This window comes from Bordetella ansorpii, assembly GCF_900078315.1.
Taxonomy (GTDB): domain Bacteria; phylum Pseudomonadota; class Gammaproteobacteria; order Burkholderiales; family Burkholderiaceae_B; genus Bordetella; species Bordetella ansorpii.
On the sequence record NZ_FKBS01000013.1, the window covers coordinates 91,982 to 116,678 of the forward strand.

The window sequence follows — 24,697 nt, forward strand, 5'->3', positions numbered from 1 at the left end:
CCTGGGCAAAACGCTGCAGCACGCCGCCAGCCTCGTAGATCGAGACTTCCTCGGCCGTGTCCAGGCGACAGGTGACGGGCACGTGCACGTCCTGCCCGTCGCGGCGGTGGATGACCAGTTCCAGGGTGGCGCGCGGCACGCGTTCGCCGATCACGTCGAAGGTCTCGGTGCCGTCGATGGCCAGCGTCTTGCGGTCGGTGCCGGGCTGGAATTCCAGCGGCAGCACGCCCATGCCGATCAGGTTGGTGCGGTGGATGCGCTCGAAGCCCTCGGCCACGATGGCTTCCACGCCCGCCAGGCGCACGCCCTTGGCCGCCCAGTCGCGCGACGAGCCCTGGCCGTAGTCCGCGCCGGCGATGATGATGAGCGGCTGCTTGCGCTCCATGTAGGTCTCGATGGCTTCCCACATGCGCGTGACCTGGCCGTCGGGCTCCACGCGCGCCAGCGACCCCTGCCTGACCTGGCCGTCGACCACGGCCATTTCGTTGATCAGCTTGGGATTGGCGAAGGTGGCGCGCTGCGCGGTCAGGTGATCGCCGCGGTGCGTGGCGTACGAGTTGAAGTCTTCTTCCGGCAGGCCCATCTTCGCCAGATATTCGCCCGCGGCACTGTCGGCCATGATAGCGTTGGACGGCGACAGGTGGTCGGTGGTGATGTTGTCGCCCAGCACCGCCAGCGCACGCATGGCCGACAGCGTGCGCTCGCCCGCCAGCGCGCCTTCCCAGTAGGGCGGGCGGCGGATGTAGGTGCTCTGCTCGCGCCAGTCGTACAGCGGGCTGATCTTCGTGGTGTTCTCGGTGGCGAAGGTGAACATGGGCTCGTACACCTTGCGGAACTGCTCGGGCTTGACGCTGGCGGCCACCACCGCGTCGATCTCCGCGTCGCTGGGCCAGATGTCCTTCAGCGTGACGGGCTGGCCCGATGCGTCGGTGCCCAGCGCATCGCGTTCGATGTCCACGCGCACGGTGCCGGCGATGGCGTAGGCGATCACCAGCGGGGGCGAAGCCAGGAAGGCCTGCTTGGCGTAGGGATGGATGCGCCCGTCGAAGTTGCGGTTGCCCGACAGCACGGCGGTCGCGTACAGGTTGCGGTCGATGATCTCCTGCTGGATCACGGGATCGAGCGCGCCGCTCATGCCATTGCAGGTGGTGCAGGCGAAGGCCACGATGCCGAAGCCCAGCTTTTCCAGATCGGGCAGCAGGCCGGATTCTTCCAGGTACAGCTGCACGGCCTTGGATCCTGGGGCCAGCGAGGTCTTCACCCAGGGCTTGCGCGAGAGGCCCGCGCGGTTGGCGTTGCGCGCCAGCAGGGCGGCGGCGATGACGTTGCGCGGATTGCTGGTGTTGGTGCAACTGGTGATGGCGGCGATGATGACCGCGCCGTCGGGCATCTGGCCCGGGGTCTCTTCCCAGGGGCCGGCGATGCCGCGCTCGGCCAAATCGGTGGTCGCCACGCGTTTGTGCGGGTTGGACGGGCCGGCCATGTTGCGCACCACGGTGGACAGGTCGAAGCCCAGCATGCGCTCGTACTCGGCGTGCTTCAGGCTGTCGGCCCACAGGCCGGCCTGCTTCGCGTAGGTCTCGACCAGCTTGACCTGCTGGTCGTCGCGGCCGGTCAGGCGCAGGTAGTCGATGGTCTGGCCGTCGATGTAGAACATCGCGGCGGTGGCGCCGAATTCCGGCGTCATGTTCGAGATGGTGGCGCGGTCGCCGATGGTCAGGGCGCTGGCGCCTTCGCCCAGGAATTCGATGTAGGCGCCCACCACTTTCTCGCGGCGCAGGAATTCGGTCAGGGCCAGCACGATGTCCGTGCAGGTGATGCCGGGTTGCGGGCGCCCGGTGAGCTCGACGCCGACGATGTCCGGCAATCGCATCCACGAGGCGCGGCCCAGCATCACGTTCTCGGCCTCCAGGCCGCCCACGCCGACCGCTATCACGCCCAGCGCGTCCACGTGCGGCGTGTGGCTGTCGGTGCCCACACAGGTGTCCGGGAAGGCCACGCCGTCGCGCACCTGCACGACCGGCGACATCTTCTCCAGGTTGATCTGGTGCATGATGCCGTTGCCGGGCGGGATCACGTCGACGTTCCGGAAGGCCAGCTTGGTCCAGTTGATGAAGTGGAAGCGGTCTTCGTTGCGGCGGTCTTCCACGGCGCGGTTCTTCTCGAACGCGTCGCGGTCGAAACCCGGATATTCCACGGCCAGCGAGTGGTCGACGATCAACTGCGTGGGCACCACCGGGTTGATCTGCGCGGGATCGCCGCCGGCGTCCGCGATGGCGTCGCGCAGGCCGGCCAGGTCGACCAGCGCGGTCTGGCCCAGGATGTCGTGGCAGACCACGCGCGCCGGATACCAGGGGAAGTCCATGTCGCGGCGGCGTTCGATCAGTTGGCGCAACGAGTCGGTCAGCGTGGCGGGATCGCAGCGGCGCACCAGGTTCTCGGCCAGCACGCGCGAGGTGTAGGGCAGGGTGGCCCAGGCGCCGGCGTGGATGTCCTCGACGGCCTGGCGGGCATCGAAATAGTCCAGCTGCGTGCCGGGCAACGGTTTGCGGTAGTTCGTGTTCATGACGGGCGTGTCTCCGGGGCCGTCGGCGGGCCGGAATGCATGGGATGCGGGCGTATCGAAGTCACCCGCCGGCAATTCCTGCCGGCGGGTGCTTGCAATCCCCGGCCGCGCGGGATTACGGGCGCTTGCCGATGGGTACGTACTTCAGATCGTCCGGACCGGTGTAATTGGCCGTGGGGCGGATGATCTTGTTGTCGATGCGTTGCTCGATGATGTGGGCGGACCAGCCGGCCGTGCGCGCGATGACGAACAGCGGCGTGAACATCGCGGTGGGCACGCCCATCACGTGGTAGCTGACGGCCGAGAACCAGTCCAGGTTGGGGAACATCTTCTTGATGTCCCACATCACGGTTTCCAGGCGCTCGGCGATGTCGAACAGCTTGGTGCTGCCGGCCTGCTTGGACAGCTTGCGCGACACTTCCTTGATGACCTTGTTGCGCGGGTCCGAGATCGTGTAGACAGGGTGGCCGAAGCCGATGATGACCTCCTTGTTTTCCACCCGGCGGCGGATGTCGGCCTCGGCCTCGTCCGGCGTCTCGTAGCGGCTCTGCACTTCGAACGCCACTTCGTTGGCGCCGCCGTGCTTGGGGCCGCGCAGCGCGCCGATGCCGCCGGTGATGGCCGAATACATGTCCGAGCCCGTGCCAGCGATGACGCGGCTGGTGAACGTGGAGGCGTTGAATTCGTGCTCGGCGTACAGGATCAGCGAGGTGTGCATGGCGCGCACCCAGTCGTCCGACGGCTTCCTGCCGTGCAGCAGGTGCAGGAAGTGGCCGCCGATGCTGTCGTCGTCGGTCTGCACGTCGATGATGCGGCCGTTGTGGCTGTAGTGGTACCAGTACAGCAGGGCAGACCCCAGGTTGGCCATCAGGCGGTCGGCGATGTCGCGTGCGCCGGGCAGGTTGTGGTCGTCTTTCTCGGGCAGCACGCAGCCCAGCACCGAGACGGCGGTGCGCATCACGTCCATGGGGTGGCTGGCGGCGGGCAGGGCTTCCAGCGCGTTCTGCAACTGGGCGGGCAGGCCGCGCAGCGCGCGCAGCTTTTCCTTGTAGGCCTTCAGCTCGGCCTTGTTCGGCAGCTTGCCGTGCACCAGCAGGTGGGCGATTTCCTCGAATTCGGCCACGTCGGCGAAGTCCAGGATGTCGTAGCCGCGGTAGTGCAGGTCGTTGCCGGTGCGGCCGACGGTACACAGCGCGGTGTTGCCCGCGACCACGCCGGACAGCGCCACGGATTTCTTGGGCTTGAAGCCGGCGGGCGCCGCGTCCGTGGCGGCCGCAGCGGCCTCGGATTTCGCGGCGGGCTTTTCTGCTTGCTTGGCCGATGGCTTCTTGGGGGCGGTGCTCATGGTGGTGCAGTCTCCTTGGCGATGATCGGGACACGCGTTGCCCGCCTCGCGCCTGATCGCGGACGACAGGCCGCGGGCGCCGGCATGGGCGGCGAGGTGTCTTCGCAGTCTACGCAACGGTGTAGGGGCTGTCACCCGGAATGCGGTGAAGGTTGGTAAAGGCCGGGTTTTCAGTTTGCAAAGTTTGCGAATAATATGACCGCTTCCCTATGACACATGGCGGCGCCGGGCGATGCGCAAGATTTTCATGGGCGTCCGGCTGCGGCGCCTGCGCGAAGAGCGCAACCTGACGCAGGCGGCGCTGGCCAAGATGCTGGGCCTGTCGGCCAGCTACCTGAACCAGATCGAGCAGAACCAGCGGCCGCTGACCATGCGCGTGTTGCTGCTGATGAGCGAAGTGCTGGGCGTGGATGCCCGCTCGTTCTCCGATGACGAGCAGGCCCGCATGGTGGCCGCGCTGCGCGAAGTGGCCGACACCATGCCGGCCTCGTCGATGGGCGGGCGCGACGAAGCGCGCATCTCGCACGCCGAGATGCAGGAGATCGCGGCCAACATGCCGGCCGTGGGCCGTGCGCTGATCCAGCTGCACCGGCGTCACCGCGAGGCGCTGGAGCGCCTGGAGGCGGCGGCGGAAGTGTCGTATCCCGAGCAGGACAGCCGGTCGCCGCGCAGCGTCGGCATTGCCCTGCCGGCCCAGCCCTACGAAGAGGCGCGCGACTTCTTCTTCACGCATCACAATCACTTCGCCGAGCTCGATATCCGGGCGGAGCAAAGCCACGCCGCGTGGGGCCTGGACGGCGCCGCGCCGGCCGACCTGCCGGGCCTCCTGGCGCGGCGCCTGCACGAGCAGCATGGCGTCACCGTCGAGACGCCCGCCGAGCGCACCGCCTGGCAGCGCCGCTACGATGCCGCCGGCCGGACGCTGAGCCTGTCGCCGCAACTGGAACCCGGCCAGCGGGCCTTCCAGATGGCCGTGCAACTGGCCTTCCTGGAATTGCGTCCCACGCTGGACCGCATGGCCGACGCGCCGCGTTTCTCCGCCGAGGCCGTGCGCAAGCTGGTGCGCATCGGGCTGGCCAACCATTTCGCGGCGGCGCTGATCCTGCCGTACGGCCGGTTCCGCGACGCGGCGGAGACGCTGCGCTACGACATCGAACTGCTGGGGCAGCGCTTCGGCGTCAGCTTCGAGACCGTCTGCCACCGTCTGAGCACCATGCAGCGGCCACAGGACCGCGGCGTGCCGTTCTTCTTCATCCGGGTCGACCGGGCGGGCAACGTGTCGAAGCGGCAGTCGGCCGCGCAGTTCCATTTCTCGCGGGTGGGCGGAACCTGTCCGCTATGGGCCGTCTACGAGGCGTTCTCGCATCCGGGGCGCGTGCGCCGCCAATTGGCGCGCATGCCGGACGGACGGGTCTACCTGTGGGTCGCGCGTACCGTGTCGCGCCAGCCCGCGGGCTTCGGGCAGCCGGGCAAGCACTTTGCCGTGGCGCTGGGCTGCGACGTCGAGCACGCGCACCGGCTGGTGTATGCAAGGGGATTGGACCTGGGCGATCCCGACGTGCCCACGCCGATCGGCATGGGGTGCCGCGTGTGCGAACGACCCGCGTGTCCGCAGCGCGCGTTTCCGTACATCGGCCGGGAATTGGGAACCCGCGAGGACCAGACCGGCTTCGTGCCGTATCCGATGGCGGATCAGGAGTAGGGCCTGGCGCGGTCCGGCGCACGAGGCGTGGGCCGGACCGGTTTCAAGCGGTCTTACTTGGCCTTGCCCTGCTGGAACAGGTTGTCCAGCTGCGACTCGAACGCGTGGTAGCCGATGCGGTCGTACAGCTCGTCGCGCGTCTGCATCAGGTCGACCACGTTCTTCTGGTGGCCGTCGCGGCGGATGGCGGTATAGACCGCTTCGGCCGCCTTGTTCATGGCGCGGAAGGCCGACAGCGGATACAGCACGATGCCCACGCCCACGCTGCCCAGTTCCTCGACCGAGAACAGCGGCGTCTTGCCGAACTCGGTGATGTTGGCCAGCACGGGCACGTTCACTTCCTTCACGAAGCGCTCGTAGGTGGGCAGGTCGTAGGCGGCTTCGGCGAAGATCGCGTCGGCGCCAGCCTCGACGCATGCCAGGGCGCGCTCGATGGCGGCGTCCACCCCGTGCGAGGCGATGGCGTCGGTGCGGGCGATCAGGAAGAAATCGGAATCGGTGCGCGCGTCGGCGGCGGCCTTCACGCGGTCGGCCATCTCTTCGGTGGAGACGATCTCCTTGCCGGGACGATGGCCGCAGCGCTTGGCGCCGACCTGATCCTCGATGTGGCAGGCGGCCGCGCCGAACTTGATGAGGCTCTTGACGGTGCGGGCGATGTTGAACGCCGAGGGGCCGAAGCCGGTGTCGATGTCGACCATCAGGGGCAGGTCGCACACGTCGGTGATGCGGCGCACGTCGGTCAGCACGTCGTCCAGCGTGTTGATGCCCAGGTCGGGCAGGCCCAGCGAGCCCGCGGCCACGCCGCCGCCCGACAGGTAGATGGCGCGGTAGCCGGCGCGCTTGGCCAGCAGCGCGTGGTTGGCGTTGATGGCGCCGATGACCTGCAGGGGCTTTTCTTCGGCAAGCGCGCGGCGGAACAGGGCGCCGGGGGATTCGGGTCTGGACATGCGTGGGTCTCCGCTTGGTGCGCCGCGCGTCGCGGGGAGGGCGCGCGGTCGTCGTGGGCACGGGAAGCATTCCGGTGCCGGCAATAAAGCTGCCTCTTGCAGGGCCCGCGGGGGACGAAGGGGCAGGTTTATTGCCGCCGCGAGAGGCGGCTCGGGCGGTGCGGATCGGGGCATCCGCGCGGTGTGCCGGGACGAGCGCCCCGGTCCACCGGTTGCCGGGCGGGCCCGTGAGGCCTATGCCTTCGGGCCGCCGCGGCGGACTTGCTTACTTCAGCAGGTCCTTGATGCCGTCGCGCTCTTCGAGCAGCTCTTTCAGCGTGAAGTCCATGCGCTCGCGCGAGAAGGCGTCGATTTCCAGGCCCTCGACACGCTTGTACTCGCCGTTTTCGGTGGTGACCGGCACGCCGTAGACGATGCCTTCGGGGATGCCGTAGGAACCATCCGAGGGCACGCCCATGGTGACCCACTTGCCGTTGCTGCCCAGGACCCAGTCACGGACGTGGTCGATGGCGGCGTTGGCGGCCGAGGCGGCCGACGACAGGCCGCGCGCGTCGATGATGGCGGCGCCACGCTTGCCCACGGTGGGGATGAACGTGTCGCGGTTCCATTGCTGGTCGTTGATCAGCTTGTCCAGGTTTTCGCCGGCGATGGTGGCGAAACGGGTGTCCGGGTACATCGTGGGCGAGTGGTTGCCCCACACGATCAGCTTCTCGATGTCGCCGACGGCCTTGCCCGACTTGGCGGCCAGTTGCGACAGCGCGCGGTTGTGGTCCAGGCGCAGCATGGCGGTGAAGTTCTTGGCCGGCAGGTCCGGGGCCGACTTCATGGCGATGTAGGCGTTGGTGTTGGCCGGGTTGCCGACCACCAGCACCTTGACGTCGCGGCTGGCGACTTCGTTCAGGGCGCGGCCCTGGGCGGTGAAGATCTGGGCGTTGACGGTCAGCAGGTCCTTGCGCTCCATGCCGGGGCCGCGGGGGCGGGCGCCCACCAGCAGGGCCACGTCGGCGTCCTTGAACGCGGTGCGCGGATCGCTGTGCGCGGTGACTTCCTGCAGCAGCGGGAAGGCGCAGTCGTCCAGTTCCATGATGACGCCCTTGAGCGCCTTCTGGGCCTTCTCGTCGGGGATCTCGAGCAGTTGCAGGATGACCGGCTGGTCTTTGCCAAGCATCTCGCCGGAGGCGATGCGGAACAGCAGGGCGTAACCAATCTGGCCGGCGGCGCCGGTGACGGCGACTCGCATGGCGGGCTTAGACATGAACATATCTCCGGTAAGGGGGTAGGGCGAAAAATCGCGCCTATGAGTGTAATCCCTGGACCTGTCTGCGCGGGTCGCGCGTGGCCTCTGAATGGACGGCATCCTAGATCGGATTTACGTATGCGTCAATCTATCTTATATCTTATATAAGACATAAGACGTTGGACAGGGGTCCGCTGGCTGTGCGACAATGCGCTGTTTGTTCGGAAGCCAGGTATCCACCCGGCGGATGAACAGGAAATCCACTCGTATATCCATGGCAGACTCCCGGCCCCAACCTCTTTTGCGCGCCGCCAGACCGGCGGCCGAGGGCGCCGCATTCAGTCCGCTTTACCGCCAGATCAAGGCGCTGCTGGTGCAGAGCCTGGATCGCGGCGAATGGAAGCCCGGCGAGCTCATCCCCAGCGAAATCGATCTGGCGGCCCGTTTCCAGGTCAGCCAGGGCACGGTGCGCAAGGCGGTCGATGAACTGGCCGCCGAGCACCTGCTGCTGCGCCGCCAGGGCAAGGGCACCTTCGTCGCCACCCATCACGAAGCGCGCGTGCGCTACCGCTTCCTGCGCCTGGCTCCCGACGAACCCGTTGAAGCAGGCCGCGCGGACGCCCGCCGCGCGGAGAGCCGCGTGCTGGAATGCCGCCGCGTGCGCGCTCCGGCCGAGATCGCCCGCGCCCTGGACGTGCGCGCCGGCGAAACCGTGGTCACCATCCGCCGCCTGCTCTGCATGAACCAGTCGCCCATCCTGGTGGACGACATCTGGGTGCCGGGCGGCGCCTTCCGCGGCCTGACCTTCGAGTTGCTGACGGCCAACAAGGCGCCCCTGTATGGCCTGTTCGAATCCGAGTTCGGCGTGAGCATGGTCCGCGCCGATGAAAAGCTGCGCGCCGTGGCCGCCACCCCCGAAATCGCGGGACTGCTGCAGGTCCAGGCGGGCATGCCGCTGCTGCAGGTCGATCGCATCTCGTACACCTACGGGGATCGCCCCATGGAAGTGCGGCGGGGGTTGTATCTCACCGATCACTATCACTATCGCAATAGCCTTAATTGATGATTATTTTCCGCACCATTTGATACCAAGCCGATCTCTGGGCGAAAATAGCGGGGTTTGCCCTTGACGGGGCGGTCCTTCCCGACCACCACGTTCTTTCGCCGTCACGATTTCCCTAGTTCCGAAACATCGAGGCCGTCAATGTCCGACTCAGCTGCTAAGCCGCGTCCGCAGTTTCGCAATATCAGCGTTCCGCAAATCCTCAGCTACCGCCTGCCCCTGGCTGGCAAGCTGTCCATCCTGCACCGCGTCAGCGGCGCGCTGTTGTTCCTCTGTCTTCCGTTGGTCATCGTGCCGCTGTTCGCGGCCAGCGTGACCTCGGCCGAAAGCTTCGCGCAGGTTGCCCAGTACCTCGACAACGTATTGGTCAAGCTGATCGTGCTGGCGCTGGTGTGGGGCTACCTGCATCACTTCTGTGCCGGCATCCGCTACCTGGCCCTGGACCTGCATATCGGCATCGACAAGCAGTCGGCCAGGAAAAGCGCGGGCGTGGTCTTCGGCGTCAGCCTGGCCCTGACCGCGGTGTTCGCCCTCAAACTGTTCGGAGCGTTCTAAATGGCTGCCAACAATTACGGTCCCAAGCGCCTGGTCGTCGGCGCGCACTACGGCACCATGGACTTCATCGTCCAGCGCATCACCGCGGTCATCATGGCCGTGTACACGCTGGTGCTGATCGTCGGCGCGCTCGCCATGCCGGCCTTCACCTTCGAACACTGGCAGGCCCTGTTCACGTTCCACGTGTTCGCGCTGCCCGTCGGCCAGCTCCTGGCGACGCTCGCTTTCTTTGCGCTGGCCTATCACGCCTGGATCGGCGTGCGGGACATCTGGATGGACTATGTGCAGCCGGTCGGCGTGCGTCTGCTGCTGCAGGTGCTGACCCTTCTGTGGCTGATCGGTTCCGTCGTCTATTTCGCGCAAATCCTCTGGAGAATCTAAGCCGTGGTCGCTGTCACCAAATCCTTGCCGCGCCGCCAGTTTGATGTGGTGGTCGTGGGCGCCGGCGGAGCCGGCATGCGCTGTTCGTTGCAACTGGCCCAGGCCGGCCTGTCCGTCGCCGTCCTGTCCAAAGTGTTCCCCACCCGCTCGCACACCGTCGCGGCGCAGGGCGGCGTGAGCGCCTCGCTGGGCAACATGAGCGAAGACAACTGGTACTGGCACATGTACGACACCGTCAAGGGGTCGGACTGGCTGGGCGACCAGGACGCCATCGAATTCATGTGCCGCGAAGCCCCCAGCGCCGTGTACGAGATGGAACACTTCGGCATGCCGTTCGACCGCAATCCGGACGGCACCATCTACCAACGTCCGTTCGGTGGACACACCGCGAATTTCGGTGAAAAACCGGTGCAACGCGCCTGTGCCGCCGCCGACCGTACCGGCCACGCGCTGCTGCACACGCTCTACCAGCGCAACGTCTCGGCCCGCACCCAGTTCTTCGTCGAATGGATGGCGCTGGACCTGCTGCGCAACGAAGCCGGCGACGTCGTGGGCGTGACCGCCCTCGAAATGGAAACGGGCGAGATCTACATCCTCGAAGCCAAGACCACGGTGATGGCCACCGGCGGCGCGGGCCGTATCTGGGCCGCTTCCACCAACGCCTTCATCAACACCGGTGACGGCCTGGGCATGGCGGCGCGCGCCGGCATCCCGCTGCAGGACATGGAATTCTGGCAATTCCACCCGACCGGCGTGGCCGGCGCGGGCGTGCTGATCACCGAAGGCGTGCGCGGCGAAGGCGGCATCCTGCTGAACAAGGATGGCGAACGCTTCATGGAGCGCTACGCGCCCACGCTGAAGGATCTGGCGCCGCGCGACTTCGTGTCGCGCTCGATGGACCAGGAAATCAAGGAAGGCCGCGGCTGCGGTCCGGACGGCAGCTACGTCGTGCTCAAGCTCGACCACCTGGGCGCCGACGTGATCAACAAGCGCCTGCCGTCGATCCGCGAGATCGCCATCAAGTTCGGCAACGTCGATCCGATCAAGGAACCGATCCCCGTCGTTCCCACCATCCATTACCAGATGGGCGGCATTCCGGCCAACTATCATGGCCAGGTGCTCGAGAACATCAACGGCGAGAACAAGGTCGTCAACGGCCTGTACGCCATCGGCGAATGCGCCGCGGTGTCGGTGCACGGCGCCAACCGCCTGGGCACCAACTCGCTGCTGGACCTGATCGTGTTCGGCCGCGCCACCGGCAACCACATCGTGAGCTCGCACCCCGAGCGCGTGCGTTCGCACCAGCCGGTGCCCAAGGAGTCCCTCGACTTCTCGCTGAACCGCGTCAACGAACTGGAAAGCCGCGCCACGGGTGAAAAGACCCAGGACGTGGCCAACGCCATCCGCTTCTCGATGCAGCGCCACTGCGGCGTGTTCCGCACGCTGGAACTGCTGAACGAAGGCGTGGGCCAGATCGAAGAGCTGGCCGAGCAGGCCAAGCACATCTCCTTCAAGGACAAGTCGAAGGTGTTCAACACCGCCCGCGTCGAGGCGCTGGAACTGGCCAACATGACCGAAGTGGCCCGCGCCACCATCAAGTCGGCCGCCGCCCGCACCGAAAGCCGCGGCGCCCATGCGCTGGACGACCACCCGACTCGCGACGACGAGAACTGGCTCAAGCACACGCTGTGGTATTCGGAAGGCAGCCGCCTCGACTACAAGCCGGTGCAGATGAAGCCGATGACGGTCGAGTCCTTCCCGCCCAAGGCGCGTACCTTCTAAGACCGGATCCGAGCAAAACCATGAGCAACAAGCGTATCGTCAAGTTCGAAATCTACCGCTACGATCCTGACAAGGACGAGCGTCCGTACATGCAGAAGCTGGAAGTCGAACTCCAGCCCACCGACAAGATGCTGCTCGATGCGCTGGTGCGCATCAAGAACGACGTCGATGACAGCCTGGCCCTGCGCCGCTCGTGCCGTGAAGGCGTGTGCGGTTCCGACGCCATGAACATCAACGGCAAGAACGGCCTGGCCTGCACGACCAACCTGCGCGAGCTGAAGGAGCCCATCGTCCTGAAGCCGCTGCCCGGCCTGCCCGTGATCCGCGACCTGATCGTGGACATGACGCACTTCTTCAACCAGTACCACTCGATCCGTCCGTACCTCATCAACGACACGCCGCCGCCCGAACGCGAGCGCCTGCAGTCGCCCGAGGCCCGCGAAGAGCTCGACGGCCTGTACGAGTGCATCCTGTGCGCCTGCTGCTCGACGTCCTGCCCGTCGTTCTGGTGGAATCCGGACAAGTTCGTCGGTCCGGCCGGCCTGCTGCAAGCCTACCGCTTCATCGCCGACAGCCGCGACGAAGCCACCGGCTCGCGTCTGGACAACCTGGAAGACCCGTACCGCCTGTTCCGCTGCCACACCATCATGAACTGCGTCGACGTCTGTCCGAAGGGATTGAATCCGACGAAGGCCATCGGCAAGATCAAGGAACTGATGGTTCGCCGGACGGTCTAGTCCGAGGATGCTTTACAAGGTGAGGAAATTGAAATGAGCGGCCTGACCGAGTTGCAAAGGGCGCGCCTGCGTTGGCGGGCGCGTCGCGGTCTGCTTGAGAACGACCTCATCATTACGCGGTATCTGGATGCCTACGAGGACCAGCTTACCGATCAAGACGTAGCCGAGCTGACGCAGCTCTTCGAGATGGGCGACAACGACCTGCTCGACGTACTGCTGGCGCGCAAAGAACTCGAGGGCGTGTACGACACGCCCGCGTTGCGCGTCATCATTGGCCGGATGCGCGAGCTCTGATCCAACTTGAGGATATTTGTGATGAACCTGTCTGACAAAAAAGCCACCCTGTCCTTCTCGGACGGTAGCCCCTCCGTCGAGTTCCCCGTGTACAAGGGCACTGTCGGTCCCGATGTGGTCGACATCCGCAAGCTGTACGGCCAGACCGGCATGTTCACGTTCGACCCGGGCTTCATGTCGACCGCGGCGTGCGAATCGGGCATCACCTATATCGACGGCGACAAGGGCGAACTGCTGTACCGCGGCTTCCCGATCGAGCAACTGGCCGTCAACTGCGACTTCCTGGACATCTGCTACCTGATCCTGAACGGCGAACTGCCCAACGGCGAGCAGAAGAAGGACTTCGACACGCAGGTCACGCACCACACGCTGGTCAACGAGCAACTGCACTTCTTCCTGCGCGGCTTCCGCCGCGACGCGCACCCGATGGCCGTGCTGACTGGCCTGGTGGGCGCGCTGTCGGCCTTCTATCACGACTCGACCGACATCACGAACCCCGAGCACCGCCACATCTCGGCGATCCGCCTGATCGCCAAGATGCCGACCCTGGTCGCGATGGCGTACAAGTACTCGCAAGGCCAGCCGTTCATCTACCCGCGCAACGACCTGTCGTACACCGGCAACTTCCTGCGCATGATGTTCGCCACGCCGTGCGAAGACTACAAGGTCAACGAAGTGGTCGAGCGCGCGCTGGACCGCATCTTCGTGCTGCACGCCGACCACGAGCAGAACGCCTCCACCTCGACCGTGCGCCTGTGCGGTTCGTCGGGCACCAACCCGTTCGCCGCCATCTCGGCCGGCGTGGCGTGCCTGTGGGGCCCGGCTCACGGCGGCGCCAACGAAGCCTGCCTGCAGATGCTCGAAGAGCTGCAAGCCAACGGCGGCATCGACAAGGTCGGCGAGTTCATGGAGAAGGTCAAGGACAAGAACTCGGGCGTGCGCCTGATGGGCTTCGGCCACCGCGTCTACAAGAACTACGATCCGCGCGCCAAGCTGATGCAGGAAACCTGCAAGGAAGTGCTGGCCGCCCTGGGCCTGGAAAACGACCCGCTGTTCAAGCTGGCCATGGAACTGGAGCGCATCGCCCTGGAAGATCCGTACTTCGTGCAGCGCAAGCTGTACCCGAACGTCGACTTCTACTCGGGTATCGTGCAGCGCGCCATCGGCATCCCCACCTCGCTGTTCACGGCCATCTTCGCGCTGGCCCGCACGGTGGGCTGGATCGCCCAGTGGAACGAAATGCTGTCCGATCCCGACTACAAGATCGGCCGTCCGCGCCAGCTGTTCACCGGCCACGTCACCCGCGACGTGCCCACGCAGCGCTAAGACGCCGCGCTGCCGGAACGGGCTGCTTCAGTCCGGCCCGGCAGCAGCAAAGCCCCCGAATGCCGGACGCCTGTCCGATGTTCGGGGGCTTTTTCTTTCCGGGCGACCCCGCGGACATCAGAACAAAAATGCCCCTTCAGGCCTGGGCCGAAGGGGCATGCATTGCATTCGCGTGCCGCTTGGCGGGCGGCAGCGCGCGATCAGAACTTGTAGTTCATGCTCAGCGTCACCGTGCGTTCGGCGCCGTAATAGCAGAACTCCAGCGAGTTGCACGCGGCCACGTATTTCTTGTCCAGCAGGTTCTGCACGTTCAGGCGGGCGCTCAGGCCCTGCACGCCCAGGGCCTTGAAGTCGTAGCCCACCGCCAGGTCCAGCAGCGTGTACGACGGCAGCACGTGGGTATTGGCGCGGTCCGACACGATGCCGTTGGCGTAGCGCACGCCCAGCGCCGTGTTCAGCCCCTGCAGGGCGCCGGTGTGGTGATAGTTGGCCCACACGCTGGCCAGGTGCTTCGGCGCATACACCGCGCGATTGCCCTGGTTGCCGTCGTCGCTCTTGCTGTAGCGCACATCGTTGTACGTATAGCTGGCCAGCACGTTGAACTGCTTCGTCAGCCAGGTATTGGCTTCCAGTTCCACGCCCTCGGATTCGATCTCGCCCACGGCGCGGTACGGATCGGTGGGTTGCTCTTTGGTCGCCACGTTCTTCTGCTTGATGTTGAACACGGCGATGCCATAGGTGCTGCGGGTGCCTGGCGCCTGGTACTTCACGCCGGCCTCGACCTGCCTGCCTTCCATGGGCTCGAGCAGATTGCCCTGCACGTCCACGAAATTGGTCGGCGTGAAGGCCGTGGAATAGCTGACGTACGGCGCGAAGCCGCTGTCGAAGCGGTAGAGCAGGCCGGCGCGGCTGCTGAACTGCGAGTCGTTCAGCTTGCTGGTCACGCCGGTGTCCAGGTTCTTGCTGCGGATGTCGACCTTGTCGTAGCGGCCGCCCAGCGACAGGCGCCAGTTTTCCCACGCCATGATGTCCTGCGCGTAGAAGCCGGTCTGCTTCAGCTTGTGCGCCTCGCGCGTGGGCGGATACATGGCCGTGGCCGACGCGCCATACGACGGATCGAAGGCATCGATGGCGGGATAGGCGCCCGAGGGCCAACTGACGTCGTTCTCGCGCCACTGGTAGTCCATGCCGGTCAGCAGCGTGTGCGCGACCGGGCCGGTGTTCAGGCGCAGTTCGAACTGGTTGTCCACCGACAGGGCGTTGAGTTTCTCCTTGCTGCCCGAGAAATAGCGGTTCAGCGTGGTGGGCGAGGCCCAGCCATAGGCGTACACCTGGCTGAGTTCGACCTCGGACTCCAGGTACTGCAGGTTCTGCCGGAAGCTCAGGTTGTCGTTGAAGTGATGCTCCAGCCCGTAGCCCACCAGGTTCTGGTTGCGCTTGTACTTTTCCACATCGGGCTCGCCCTCGAAGAACGAACGCGAGAGCTTGCGGCCGTTGTACGGCACGACCGTGCCTTCGTACGGCAGGCCCGAGTGGTAGCCGCCTTCGGGATCGCGATGCAGATAGGCCATCACGTCCAGGGTGGTGTCGGGCGTGATCTTCCAGGTCAGCGAGGGCATCAGCGCGTAGCGCTCTTCCTTGACGTGATCGACCTGCGTGTCGGTGCGGCGAGCCTTGCCGGCCAGGCGGAAAGCCACGTCGCCGCTTTGCAGCGGCTGGTTGATGTCGAAGGCCGCATAGGCCTGGTGCTTGTCGCCGAATCCCAGTTCGATCTCGCGGCTGGCGTCGAAGTCCGCCTTGCGGGTCTGCAGCGCGACGATGCCGCCGGGCGACGACTGGCCATACAGCACCGAGGCCGGACCGCGGATCACTTCCACGCTGTCCAGGAACCAGGGGTCGACCACCAGCGAACTGTGCGAATTGGTGTCGCCCAGGATCTTCAGGCCGTTCAGATAGGTGTTGCCCAGGCTGCCGTCGGAGAAGCCGCGCAGCACGATGTAGTCGAAACGGTTGGAAGCGCCCACCTGGTTGCTGAACACGCCGGCGGTATAGGCCGTGGCGCGCTGCACGCTGGTGGCGCCTTGCGCCTGCATCTGCTCGCGGTCGATCACGGTGACGGCCTGCGGCGTTTCCACCACGGGCGTGAGGGACTTGGTCGCGCCTTGCTGGGCGGTCACCGTGACGGCTTGCAGTGTCTGCGTATCGGCGTTGCCGGTGGCCTGAGCCTGGGCCTGCGCCCAGGAGGTGGCGGCCAGCAGGGAGATCGCCAGGGATAGCTTGGTCTTGCGAAACATCGTCACGCTCTCTGATTGGGAAATAATCGGAATTATTCTTATTTGCGGTTCCGGCGAGCTATGCGGCCCGATCAGTTCCGTATGCGCGGCGTTCAGCGCGGCGGCTCAGCACAGGTCGCGAGGGGGCGAGCCGTAGCGCTTGCGAAAGGCGGTGGCGAAATTGGTGGCGTGGCGATAGCCGCACATGTGCGCGGCCTGCTGCACGGAATAGCCCTGCAGCAGATACTGGCGCGCCAGCGCCAGTCGGAGGTCACGCAGATAGTCGAAGACCGGCGCGCCGACCCACAGCCGGAACTTGCTGCGAAAGCTGCTGGGGCTCATGGCGGCCTGGGCCGCCAGTTGTTCCAGGGTGTAGTCTTGCTGGGGCGCCAGGTCCAGTTGCCGGCGTACGGCTTCGATCCGCTCCCGCTCGCCGGGCGACAGGGGCGCGGCGCGGGCGCCGCCGATTTCGCCTACGCCATGCGCCAGCAGTTGCAGGGCCAGTCCCTCGGTCAGCAGGCGCCGTTGCAGCGGGTTCATGCCAGGCAACTGCTGCAATTGCCGCAGCGATTGGGACAAGGTTGCGGGCAGGCGCCACAGGCGCGGCAGCCCGCCGTGCTGTTCCTGCCAGCCGGCCAGCAGGCCCGACAGCGAGTCGGGGGCGGCTGCGTCCTGCGTGTCCAGGGCCAGGGTGACGGTCTCCAATTGCTGCTGGTGCGCGTGCACGGCATGCAGCACGCTGTCCGGGCCCAGGTCGGCCGCCAGGGCGACGCCCGGCTGCAGGTCGTAGTGCCGGCCCGCGATATCCAGTGAAACCCGGCCCTGCAATACCACCAGCAGGAAGAACGAGGTGGCGCGCGTGGACAGCGACTCGTAGGGCTGCAGCACTTCCAGGCAGGAGTGCGTGAGGTTCAGCGCCGACGGGAACGTCACTTCATGCACGCTGCCGCGCAGCACCTCGCGGCTGCTGGCCGGGCACAATAAAGGAAAGTGGTAGTCGATGCCGAAACGATGGCCGAAACCCAGCAGGTCGCTGACGGACAATTGTCGCAACGGAGCGTGGGATGCCGGGTCGTGCATGAAAGGGGCCTGAAAAGAGAACCGAGACGCATTGTATTTTGTCGGCCTGTTTCACGATGCCGCGTCCGCGATTTTGGCAATAACGCGACACTCGGTGGATCGAAGTCTGTCCTGGTCCGCAAGGCTGGCGCGTTGCGCGAGCCTCGATCGGCGATATCATCGCCGGCATGATTCCGATCGCAGTTCCTTCCGCTGCCAGCATTCTTCTGCTGCTGTTGTCCTTCGTGCTGGGACTGTGGCTGATTTCCTGGCTGGTGCTGCTGGCATTCAGCAAGGGTTCGCGCCAGTGGCTGATGAAGAAACCCCGGCGCAACATCGGCATCCTGGTGGCGCTGGCCGTGCTGTCGGTGCCCGGCTATTCGTTCGAGTACATCCTGATCGCCAGCGGCCGCGAAAGCGCCCGGCGCGAGGCGGCGCTGCGCGTGACCTTGCCGCAGGCGCAGACGTTGGGCGGGGTGGAAATGCCGGCGGGCACGCGCCTGGAGCTGGACCGCGAAGGGCGGCTGGACACGTTCGTGCTGGCCGAGTTCGATGCGCCGGTATCGGCCTACGGTGTGCAGGCCACGCGCATCCGGCGCACGCTGTCCTCCGACTACGACGAGCAGTTCAACGAGATCAACCGTTATCCCGGCAGCGTGACGGTCTGGGGCCAGGGTGCGCAGGACGTGTCCGGCTGGCAATGCGATGCCTCGAAGAAGCTCGATTTCGACGCCCAGGACAAGGGCGCGCGCATCGGCTTCGACAAGTGCCTGCTGGCCGGCGGCAACCGCGTGGGCGACATCGTGTTGCCGGCGGGCGCGGAATTGCACGCTCGCACGGACGCCGCCTACGGCGATACGCAGACAGAGCCCGTGCGCTGGTCGGTCAGTGTGGACGGTCCCGAACCCCTGGCGGTGCAGGGACTGCTGCTGGGCCATCCCGCCTTGCACCTGGACGCCCAGCGGCGCCTGGTGCGCGTGGCGTACGGCGTGCTGGCCTGCCCGACGCGCCTGGGCCCGATGCACTATCCGGCGGAAACCGAGGTGCAGATGCTGCGCTATCCCTTGAGCCGCCGGATGCCGGGCGCCTGGGTCTTCACCCCGTATCTCGGCATGAGTGCTCCGCGCGACGACGGCCCGGCCGTGCGGGCGGGCTCGTCGGTGCTGCAGCGCCTGGACGGCACGGTGCTGGACGTCGTGGCCAACGAGAAGCTCATGATCGAGCTGTATCCCAGGCTGGAAGTGGACGGCGTGGTGACGCCCGGGCCGGTCAACTGCCCGCAAGCGGCCAGGTAGCGAGCCCGGCGTGGGGGCCGCGCGCGTCGGCGTCGGCCAGCAGTTCGTGCTCGGTCATGCGTGTCGCCGTGTGGACAGTGCCTACAGGCCCGCGCCGCGCGCCATCATCACCGCGCACAGCGGCAGCAGCACGAACAGGTGCGATTCGATCATCACCCAGCGGCGTGCGCCGAGTATGTCGCCGCGCGCCGGCACGAAGGCCGGATCCTCTTGCGCGTGCTTGCGCCAGCGCAGGAAGCGCCGCGTGGGCGGGATCGAACAGAGGCCGATCACCACGAACAGGCCCATCTTGGCGTGGAACCACGGATTGGGCGTGTAGAAGGCAATGCCTTTCGCGCCCAGCGTCAGGCGCAGCAGGCCGGTGACCAGCACGGCGACGGCGGAGACGGCGTACAGGCGGTCGTACCGCACCAGGCGCGACACGGTGTCCGGGGACATGCCGGGCCGCAGCAGCACCGCTTCGGCGGTCAGCAGCACCACCAGCACGAACAGGGCAAGGAAGTGAAACCAGGCGAGCAGGGCGTCCAGCAACATGAGAGCTCCAAGCGTATTAGGCGGCCAGCGCGGCACGCCGGGGATTTGTACCACGAGAGGGTATCGACAGCGCAGGCCAGATGGCGCCGATGCACGACGGCACAGCTGCGTGCCTCAAGCGGCATCCGCGTCTGGCCAGCCTATAGCCAGGGCGCGCCGTCGCCCATCTCGTGCAGCAGCTTCAGGAACTGCTCGGTGCGCGCCGAACGCGCCTTGCGCGACGCCACCAGGGCGACGATGTCGGCGTCGGGCAGGCGCCAGCCCGGCAGCAGCGCCACCAGCCGGCCCTGCCGCAGCAGGTCGGCCACGTCCCACTGCGAGCGCACCAGCACGCCCATGCCCGCCTGCGCCCATTGGCGTGCAGTGCTGCCGTCGTTGCACGCCAGCGCGGGCTCGATGCGCAGCGCCGCCGTGCCGCCCTCGTCGTGATGGAAGCGCCAGAGCGTGACGTCCTCGTCGTTCTCGCGCAGGGCGATGCAGTCGTGCTGGCGCAGGTCGTCCGGGTGCCTCGGCGTGCCGCGCCGCTTCAGATAGGACGGCGCGGCGCACAGGATTCGCCGGTTGCGCGCCAGGCGGTGCATGACGAGCGCCGAATCGCGCAGTTCGCCGATGTGGATCATTACGTCCCAGGTGTCGGCGGCCAGGCTGGCTGGCCGGTCCGACAGCAGCAGGGTGGCGGTGATTTCCGGGTGCTGCTTGCGAAAGCGCGCGATGACCGGCGCCACGTGATGCTGCCCGAAGCCCAACGGCGCCACCACTTTCAGGTGGCCCGAGACCTGGCCGCGCCGGCTGGCCAGCATGTCGGCCAGTCCACCGATGTCGCCACAGATGCGGCGCGCGTGCTCGGCCAGCAGCTCGCCTTCGTCGGTCAGCGCCATGCGGCGGCCGGAGCGGTCGATCAGGCCGATGCCCAGGCGTTTTTCGAGGCCGCTGAGCCGCTGGGTGACGGCTGAGGGAGTGACGTCCAGCTTGCGCGCTGCGTCGGCCAAGGTAGAAGCCATTGCCAGGACCAGGAAGAAGCCCAGGTCGTCGCTGTTCAGCATGGTTAGCCTGATCTTAATAAAGGGTGTAGTTTCAATTAAACACCAGGCGGATCGCACCGGGGCATACTCGGTCAGTTGAACTGGAGATAGACCATGACCACCCCCAAGGCGCCCGGCGGCGCCACCCTGGATACCCTGGACACGCCCTGCCTGGTGCTGGACGAGCCGCGCATGACCGCCAACATCGACCGCCTGAAGGCGCGCATGGCGCGGCTGGGCGTGACGCTGCGGCCGCACTTGAAGACGCCGAAGTCCATCGAGGTGGCGCTGCGCGTGATGGCGTCGCCGCAGGGCCCGGCCACCGTTTCCACGCTGCAGGAAGCCGAGCAGTTCGCGGACGCGGGCGTGCGCGACATCCTGTATGCCGTGGGCATCTCGGCCTCCAAGCTGGACCGCGTGCTGGCGCTGCGTGCGCGCGGCACGGACCTGACGGTGGTGGTCGACAGCCTGGCCGGCGCGCAGGCCGTGGCCGAGCGCTCGCGTGCCGAGGGCACGGCCATTCCCGCGCTGATCGAGATCGACTGCGACGGCCACCGCGCCGGCGTGCGTCCCGACCAGACGGAGGCATTGCAGGCCATCGGCCGCGCGCTGCACGAAGGCGGCGCCGAGCTGCGCGGCGTGATGACGCACGCGGGCGAGTCGTACAACGCGGCCGACGTGGACGGCATCCGCGCCATGGCCGAGCAGGAACGCCGCGCCGCCGTGGATGCGGCCGAGACGCTGCGCGCCGCTGGCCTGCCGTGTCCGGTGGTCAGCGTGGGCTCGACGCCCACGGCCATGTATGCCGAGAACCTGGACGGCGTGACGGAAGTGCGCGCGGGCGTGTTCGTGTTCTTCGATCTGGTGATGGCGGGGCTGAACGTGTGCGCGCAGCAGGACGTGGCGCTGTCGGTGCTGACCACCGTGATCGGCCATCAGGCCGAGAAGGGCTGGATCCTGGTGGACGCCGGCTGGATGGCCATGTCGCGCGACCGCGGCACTTCGAAGCAGGCGGTGGACCAGTACTACGGCGTGGTCTGCGACCTGGCCGGCCAGCCGCTGGGCGACCTGGTGCTGAAAGAGACCAACCAGGAGCAGGGCATCATCACGCTGCGTCCGGGCAGCAAGGCGGCGCTGACCGACCTGCCGCTGGGCACGCGCCTGCGCATCCTGCCCAACCACGCCTGCGCCACCGGCGCGCAGCACGACGCCTATCAGGTGGTGCGCGGCGACTCGCCCGAGGTCGTGGCCACCTGGACGCGGTTCCGCGGCTGGTAAGCGAAGAGACTGCCATGACGATGCACAAGCAAGACACGTTGCTGATCCTGGACATGCACGCGGTGGACACGCTGCTGGGCATGGACGAGGTGTCCGAGGCCGTGACCGAGGCCTTCGTGCTGCACAGCCGCGCGCAGGGCCGGGTGTTTCCGGTGATCCGCGAGCCGCTGCATATGGGTGGCGTATTCGGCATCAAGGCGGGCGACGTGGCCAGCCAGGACCTGCTGGGCTACAAGGCCGCCGGCTTCTGGCCCGGCAACCGGCAGCAGGGCGGCGAGCCGCACCAGGCCACGGTGATGCTGTTCGATCCCGCGACGGGCCGGCCGTACTGCCTGCTGGATGGCAACGCCATCACCACGCTGCGCACCGGAGCTGCCGGCGGCCTGGGCCTGGCCCGGCTGGCGCGGCAGGACAGCGCCTCGCTGGCCCTGTTCGGCGCGGGCGTGCAGGCGGCGATCCAGCTGCGCTTTGCGCTGCGCACGCTGCCGCATCTGAAGCGCGTGCGCTACATGACCTTCGACGGCAAGCCGGACGCGGCGTTCGAGCGGCGCTTCGACGGGCAGGTCGATTTGCGGCATGCCGTCGATGGCGATGCCGCGGTGGCCGAAAGCGACGTGGTGATCACCGCCACGCCGGGGGCCAAGGTGTTGTTCCGCGCCGAGTCGGTGCGGCCGGGCACGCACGTCACTGCGGTCGGTTCGGATACCAAGGGCAAGCGTGAGCTGCCCGAAGGACTGCTGCCGCGTGCGCGCGTGTACGTGGATGATGCCGCGCAATCGCGCCAGATCGGCGAGCTGCAATGGGCGCCGGACACGGCGTGCGTCGAGATCGGCGCGGTGCTGGATGGCGCGCAAGCCGGGCGTTCGGAAGACCCCGCGGAGATCACCGTGTTCGACATGACCGGCATCGCGCTGCAGGATTTGACGGTGGCGCGGATGCTTTATCGGCGGGCGTCGCAGGAAGGCGTGGGCGTCGTCATCCCCTGGCCCTGGCGGTCGGTGGGATGAGACTGGGGCGCCGGTTCTGCTTGGAGCCGGATGTCCTCGATCCGGTTTCCGTCAGTGACGGAAGGGTCGTGATCGTATTCCGGCGCTGCAGTGCGATTTTTCCAGGCCTTGCGGTCGGTGGCAGGCGTAACCGGCCATGCGTCTCGGACATTAGTTTCGAGTATTTGGCATAAACGATGGCGCTTGGGTACACAGAGCCGCAATCGTGCATTTTATTACTTAAATAGCCAATCCGATACGTTTGCTGCTGTTTTATTAATGACGTTTGGTGTTATTTTCTGCGACGATCCTGGTGGATTTAAAGGAGCGTTGGTCGAAGAGGATGGCTTAACTATTGTCTTGACGCCGCCGCAATTGGCGATGGTTCTTTCCAATGGCACTTTCGAGGAGCCGACTTTCTCAAATCGTGCCTGGGGATCGGCTGGAGCCATTTTCGGGACGTTGGAAGTGCTTGGCGGTGGAGCGTTGCTCCTGATGCCCGAGCCCACTACGCTGACCAAATTCGGCGGGGGCTTGTTGACTGCTCATGGTACCGACACTTTTCAGGCCGGGGTTCGCCAAGCGTGGACCGGACTCGAAACAAATACGCTGACGAACGATGGCGCTACCGCGCTTGCGGAACTTCTCGGTGTGGATCGAGCCACAGCTGAACGTATCGGACGCGGCGTCGACCTGGTGGTCCCATTGGCCGTTGCTAGCGGCTTGGCGGCGGCAAGGATTGCGACAATACGAGCCGGCAGGATCAGCTTGGCCACACATGAAGCCTATGGAGGCCATACGATCGCACGTCACGTCGGACTTACTGAAGAATAACTCAGGGTTCGGCTTCGCGAGCAACGCCGTTTGCCTGCGGCGTCCAGCTTCGACTCGTTGGCAGATGCAGAAAGGGCCGTGGCATTGGGCTTGAGAGCCAAGCGTTCTGAGATTGCTAAATGGGCCAGGACTGCGACTCCTGGTAAACCACAGCCGTTTGTATGGGATGCGCCGGGCCGTATAGGCATGGGGGTCGTTCGAGAGACGGGAGAATATATACCTATGTCAAAGGTTCGTATCGTTCTGGTGAAAAAATCCATTGATGGCAAGATTTATTATGTTTTGTCGGCATTCCCGGCTATTTTTTGACGCCTGTCCATGAACAATGCCGAATACAAGCTCTTGAATACTTTGATAAACGGCTATTTTCACCCAGACTGGGATGCTGACTATGATACAGAGGCCGAAGTCGTCGACCAATACATTCGGACCACCTGGCGAGATGATGTCGAACGGTCAATCGAGCAGATCGATCGGTATCTGAGCGACCACCCGGCAGGTCTGCTTGCGGCCTTCAATGCAGACTTCGCTCCGATGTTCATCATTGGCCAGAACGACGCCGAAGCCAGAGCGTTCCTGCTCGACGTGCGTGATCAATTCCGCGCCCACATCGACCTCGCACCGCTGCGTCCCGTGTGATTTCGTTTTCTGTTTACTGATGCGGCCTGCCGGGGGCGGCACGCTGCATCAGTACGTATCCTGGGCCGCTCAAAAGGGAGCTTGATCTGCTCGGGCGGTTGGAAGCGGACGGCGAGGCACGCCAGTTTGGACGCAGCGATTGCCTAGGCTAATCAGAGCGCCGGCCGCTTCATCCCCACCCATTCCTGCACGGACGGACGCTGCCATTGGCGATTGGCGTATTCGACCAGCCGCTGCGGCACCGTGTCGCCATTGAGCACCAGACGGTTCAGCATCAACGCCAGATCCGCGTCGGCGATGCTCCACTTCCCAAACAGGTTCGGCTGGCCGTGCGCCAGCAGCGATTCCGCGGCGGCGAACAGCTTCTGCGCGGCGGCCAATGCGGCGCTGGACAGCGGTTTCTTCTCGGGACGATAGAACACGACCACGGTGGTGCGTTCCTCGCGGATCGGCATCAGGTCGCTGCGCAGCCATGCCTGCACCTGGCGGGCGCGGGCCTTCTGCTGTGCGTCCGCGGGGTACACGGGGGTGGCGCCGGGGAAGACGTCTTCCAGGTATTCGGTGATGGCCGAGGACTCGGACAGCGAGAAGCCGCCATGCAGCAGGGTGGGCACGCGGCGCGTGAGCGAGGTGTCCGCATAGTCGGGGTGCAGGTTCTCCTGCTTGCCCAGATCGAGAGTTACGAGATCGAAGGGCAGCGCTTTCTCTTTCAGAGCCACGAAGGCCGACATGGCGTAGGGGCTGGCGTATTGCGCGTCGACGTAGAGCCGTAGTTTGGCGTCCTGCAAAGCATTCTCCTGGTGCTTGGGCCCGTTGGGTGTGGGCAGCGGCTACTTTACCGG

General features: G+C 66.0%; 22 protein-coding genes and 1 pseudogene. 14 read left to right on the top strand and 9 right to left on the bottom strand.

The genetic code is table 11. From position 1 onward, the window contains the following. Window positions 1-2,566, bottom strand: a 2,566-nt coding sequence (acnD, locus tag A7W11_RS06640; RefSeq protein WP_066410230.1) for a Fe/S-dependent 2-methylisocitrate dehydratase AcnD, incomplete at its 3' end; no start/stop codon positions are given. Between the two features lie 115 nt (window positions 2,567-2,681). Next, window positions 2,682-3,911, bottom strand: coding sequence for a bifunctional 2-methylcitrate synthase/citrate synthase (prpC, locus tag A7W11_RS06645; RefSeq protein ID WP_066410231.1), 1,230 nt, complete (start codon window positions 3,909-3,911; stop codon window positions 2,682-2,684). 232 nt (window positions 3,912-4,143) lie between these two features. Here prpC and A7W11_RS06650 point away from each other — a divergent pair, with 232 nt between their 5' ends. Next, on the top strand, window positions 4,144-5,613 hold the full coding sequence (locus tag A7W11_RS06650) for a short-chain fatty acyl-CoA regulator family protein (RefSeq protein WP_066410232.1): 1,470 nt from the start codon (window positions 4,144-4,146) through the stop codon (window positions 5,611-5,613). 53 nt (window positions 5,614-5,666) lie between these two features. Here A7W11_RS06650 and prpB read toward each other — a convergent pair whose 3' ends face one another. Both prpB and A7W11_RS06660 read right to left on the bottom strand, forming a co-directional pair. After that, window positions 5,667-6,560 carry a methylisocitrate lyase gene (gene prpB / locus A7W11_RS06655; protein WP_066410233.1) on the bottom strand — a complete coding sequence of 298 codons (894 nt, stop codon included), beginning with the start codon at window positions 6,558-6,560 and terminating at the stop codon, window positions 5,667-5,669. 265 nt (window positions 6,561-6,825) lie between these two features. Further along, the gene (locus A7W11_RS06660) at window positions 6,826-7,815 is read right to left on the bottom strand and encodes a malate dehydrogenase (protein WP_066410406.1); all 990 of its coding nucleotides are present in this window, start codon (window positions 7,813-7,815) and stop codon (window positions 6,826-6,828) included. Window positions 7,816-8,071: 256 nt separating this feature from the next. Here A7W11_RS06660 and A7W11_RS06665 point away from each other — a divergent pair, with 256 nt between their 5' ends. From A7W11_RS06665 to gltA, 7 genes are all read left to right on the top strand, one after another. Further along, entirely contained in the window at window positions 8,072-8,860 is a 789-nt protein-coding gene (locus A7W11_RS06665; RefSeq protein WP_066410234.1) for a GntR family transcriptional regulator, read from the top strand. A 141-nt stretch (window positions 8,861-9,001) separates the two neighbouring features. After that, on the top strand, window positions 9,002-9,415 hold the full coding sequence (gene sdhC, locus A7W11_RS06670; RefSeq protein ID WP_066410235.1) for a succinate dehydrogenase, cytochrome b556 subunit: 414 nt from the start codon (window positions 9,002-9,004) through the stop codon (window positions 9,413-9,415). Beyond that, a complete protein-coding gene (sdhD, locus tag A7W11_RS06675) occupies window positions 9,416-9,796 on the top strand; it encodes a succinate dehydrogenase, hydrophobic membrane anchor protein (protein WP_066410236.1) in 381 nt (126 codons plus the stop codon). Window positions 9,797-9,799: 3 nt separating this feature from the next. Next, window positions 9,800-11,578: a succinate dehydrogenase flavoprotein subunit gene (gene sdhA / locus A7W11_RS06680; protein ID WP_066410237.1), complete on the top strand. Its 1,779-nt coding sequence runs from the start codon at window positions 9,800-9,802 to the stop codon at window positions 11,576-11,578. 20 nt (window positions 11,579-11,598) lie between these two features. Beyond that, the gene (locus A7W11_RS06685; RefSeq protein WP_066410238.1) at window positions 11,599-12,315 is read left to right on the top strand and encodes a succinate dehydrogenase iron-sulfur subunit; all 717 of its coding nucleotides are present in this window, start codon (window positions 11,599-11,601) and stop codon (window positions 12,313-12,315) included. A gap of 33 nt (window positions 12,316-12,348) precedes the next feature. After that, complete coding sequence (locus A7W11_RS06690) at window positions 12,349-12,609, top strand: FAD assembly factor SdhE (RefSeq protein ID WP_066410239.1); 261 nt, start codon at window positions 12,349-12,351, stop codon at window positions 12,607-12,609. 21 nt (window positions 12,610-12,630) lie between these two features. Beyond that, on the top strand, window positions 12,631-13,935 hold the full coding sequence (gene gltA, locus A7W11_RS06695; protein ID WP_066410240.1) for a citrate synthase: 1,305 nt from the start codon (window positions 12,631-12,633) through the stop codon (window positions 13,933-13,935). Between the two features lie 200 nt (window positions 13,936-14,135). On the opposite strand, the gene A7W11_RS06700 is transcribed toward gltA, so the two are convergent. Further along, the gene (locus tag A7W11_RS06700; RefSeq protein ID WP_066410241.1) at window positions 14,136-16,229 is read right to left on the bottom strand and encodes a TonB-dependent siderophore receptor; all 2,094 of its coding nucleotides are present in this window, start codon (window positions 16,227-16,229) and stop codon (window positions 14,136-14,138) included. A 105-nt stretch (window positions 16,230-16,334) separates the two neighbouring features. Then, on the bottom strand, window positions 16,335-17,288 hold the full coding sequence (locus tag A7W11_RS06705) for a helix-turn-helix transcriptional regulator (RefSeq protein ID WP_066410242.1): 954 nt from the start codon (window positions 17,286-17,288) through the stop codon (window positions 16,335-16,337). A gap of 167 nt (window positions 17,289-17,455) precedes the next feature. Here A7W11_RS06705 and A7W11_RS06710 point away from each other — a divergent pair, with 167 nt between their 5' ends. Beyond that, window positions 17,456-18,562, top strand: coding sequence for a hypothetical protein (locus tag A7W11_RS06710; RefSeq protein WP_066410243.1), 1,107 nt, complete (start codon window positions 17,456-17,458; stop codon window positions 18,560-18,562). A gap of 81 nt (window positions 18,563-18,643) precedes the next feature. Here A7W11_RS06710 and A7W11_RS06715 read toward each other — a convergent pair whose 3' ends face one another. Then, window positions 18,644-19,096: a DUF2214 family protein gene (locus A7W11_RS06715; protein ID WP_066410244.1), complete on the bottom strand. Its 453-nt coding sequence runs from the start codon at window positions 19,094-19,096 to the stop codon at window positions 18,644-18,646. 140 nt (window positions 19,097-19,236) lie between these two features. Next, on the bottom strand, window positions 19,237-20,139 hold the full coding sequence (locus tag A7W11_RS06720) for a LysR family transcriptional regulator (RefSeq protein ID WP_066410245.1): 903 nt from the start codon (window positions 20,137-20,139) through the stop codon (window positions 19,237-19,239). Between the two features lie 93 nt (window positions 20,140-20,232). On the opposite strand from A7W11_RS06720, the gene A7W11_RS06725 reads away from it, so the two are divergent. From A7W11_RS06725 to A7W11_RS06735, 5 genes and pseudogenes are all read left to right on the top strand, one after another. Further along, window positions 20,233-21,396, top strand: coding sequence for a DSD1 family PLP-dependent enzyme (locus A7W11_RS06725; protein WP_066410246.1), 1,164 nt, complete (start codon window positions 20,233-20,235; stop codon window positions 21,394-21,396). Window positions 21,397-21,416: 20 nt separating this feature from the next. After that, window positions 21,417-22,403: an ornithine cyclodeaminase family protein gene (locus A7W11_RS06730; protein WP_082887146.1), complete on the top strand. Its 987-nt coding sequence runs from the start codon at window positions 21,417-21,419 to the stop codon at window positions 22,401-22,403. Between the two features lie 183 nt (window positions 22,404-22,586). Then, the gene (locus tag A7W11_RS27905) at window positions 22,587-23,216 is read left to right on the top strand and encodes a hypothetical protein (protein WP_156523018.1); all 630 of its coding nucleotides are present in this window, start codon (window positions 22,587-22,589) and stop codon (window positions 23,214-23,216) included. A gap of 12 nt (window positions 23,217-23,228) precedes the next feature. Beyond that, window positions 23,229-23,525: pseudogene (locus A7W11_RS27910) on the top strand (RNase A-like domain-containing protein); the annotation flags it as partial. Window positions 23,526-23,534: 9 nt separating this feature from the next. Continuing rightward, a complete protein-coding gene (locus tag A7W11_RS06735; protein ID WP_066410248.1) occupies window positions 23,535-23,855 on the top strand; it encodes a contact-dependent growth inhibition system immunity protein in 321 nt (106 codons plus the stop codon). 152 nt (window positions 23,856-24,007) lie between these two features. Here A7W11_RS06735 and yfcF read toward each other — a convergent pair whose 3' ends face one another. Then, the gene (gene yfcF, locus A7W11_RS06740; protein ID WP_066410249.1) at window positions 24,008-24,643 is read right to left on the bottom strand and encodes a glutathione transferase; all 636 of its coding nucleotides are present in this window, start codon (window positions 24,641-24,643) and stop codon (window positions 24,008-24,010) included. Between the last annotated feature and the right edge of the window lie 54 nt (window positions 24,644-24,697).

What these genes read in the sequence shown, in the direction of transcription:
- prpC (WP_066410231.1), bottom strand. Translation starts at nt 3,911, where the DNA reads ATGAGCACCGCCCCCAAGAAGCCATCGGCCAAGCAAGCAGAAAAGCCC.
- A7W11_RS06650 (WP_066410232.1), top strand. Translation starts at nt 4,144, where the DNA reads ATGCGCAAGATTTTCATGGGCGTCCGGCTGCGGCGCCTGCGCGAAGAG.
- prpB (WP_066410233.1), bottom strand. Translation starts at nt 6,560, where the DNA reads ATGTCCAGACCCGAATCCCCCGGCGCCCTGTTCCGCCGCGCGCTTGCC.
- A7W11_RS06660 (WP_066410406.1), bottom strand. Translation starts at nt 7,815, where the DNA reads ATGTCTAAGCCCGCCATGCGAGTCGCCGTCACCGGCGCCGCCGGCCAG.
- A7W11_RS06665 (WP_066410234.1), top strand. Translation starts at nt 8,072, where the DNA reads ATGGCAGACTCCCGGCCCCAACCTCTTTTGCGCGCCGCCAGACCGGCG.
- sdhC (WP_066410235.1), top strand. Translation starts at nt 9,002, where the DNA reads ATGTCCGACTCAGCTGCTAAGCCGCGTCCGCAGTTTCGCAATATCAGC.
- sdhD (WP_066410236.1), top strand. Translation starts at nt 9,416, where the DNA reads ATGGCTGCCAACAATTACGGTCCCAAGCGCCTGGTCGTCGGCGCGCAC.
- A7W11_RS06685 (WP_066410238.1), top strand. Translation starts at nt 11,599, where the DNA reads ATGAGCAACAAGCGTATCGTCAAGTTCGAAATCTACCGCTACGATCCT.
- A7W11_RS06690 (WP_066410239.1), top strand. Translation starts at nt 12,349, where the DNA reads ATGAGCGGCCTGACCGAGTTGCAAAGGGCGCGCCTGCGTTGGCGGGCG.
- gltA (WP_066410240.1), top strand. Translation starts at nt 12,631, where the DNA reads ATGAACCTGTCTGACAAAAAAGCCACCCTGTCCTTCTCGGACGGTAGC.
- A7W11_RS06700 (WP_066410241.1), bottom strand. Translation starts at nt 16,229, where the DNA reads ATGTTTCGCAAGACCAAGCTATCCCTGGCGATCTCCCTGCTGGCCGCC.
- A7W11_RS06705 (WP_066410242.1), bottom strand. Translation starts at nt 17,288, where the DNA reads ATGCACGACCCGGCATCCCACGCTCCGTTGCGACAATTGTCCGTCAGC.
- A7W11_RS06710 (WP_066410243.1), top strand. Translation starts at nt 17,456, where the DNA reads ATGATTCCGATCGCAGTTCCTTCCGCTGCCAGCATTCTTCTGCTGCTG.
- A7W11_RS06715 (WP_066410244.1), bottom strand. Translation starts at nt 19,096, where the DNA reads ATGTTGCTGGACGCCCTGCTCGCCTGGTTTCACTTCCTTGCCCTGTTC.
- A7W11_RS06720 (WP_066410245.1), bottom strand. Translation starts at nt 20,139, where the DNA reads ATGCTGAACAGCGACGACCTGGGCTTCTTCCTGGTCCTGGCAATGGCT.
- A7W11_RS06725 (WP_066410246.1), top strand. Translation starts at nt 20,233, where the DNA reads ATGACCACCCCCAAGGCGCCCGGCGGCGCCACCCTGGATACCCTGGAC.
- A7W11_RS06730 (WP_082887146.1), top strand. Translation starts at nt 21,417, where the DNA reads ATGCACAAGCAAGACACGTTGCTGATCCTGGACATGCACGCGGTGGAC.
- A7W11_RS06735 (WP_066410248.1), top strand. Translation starts at nt 23,535, where the DNA reads ATGAACAATGCCGAATACAAGCTCTTGAATACTTTGATAAACGGCTAT.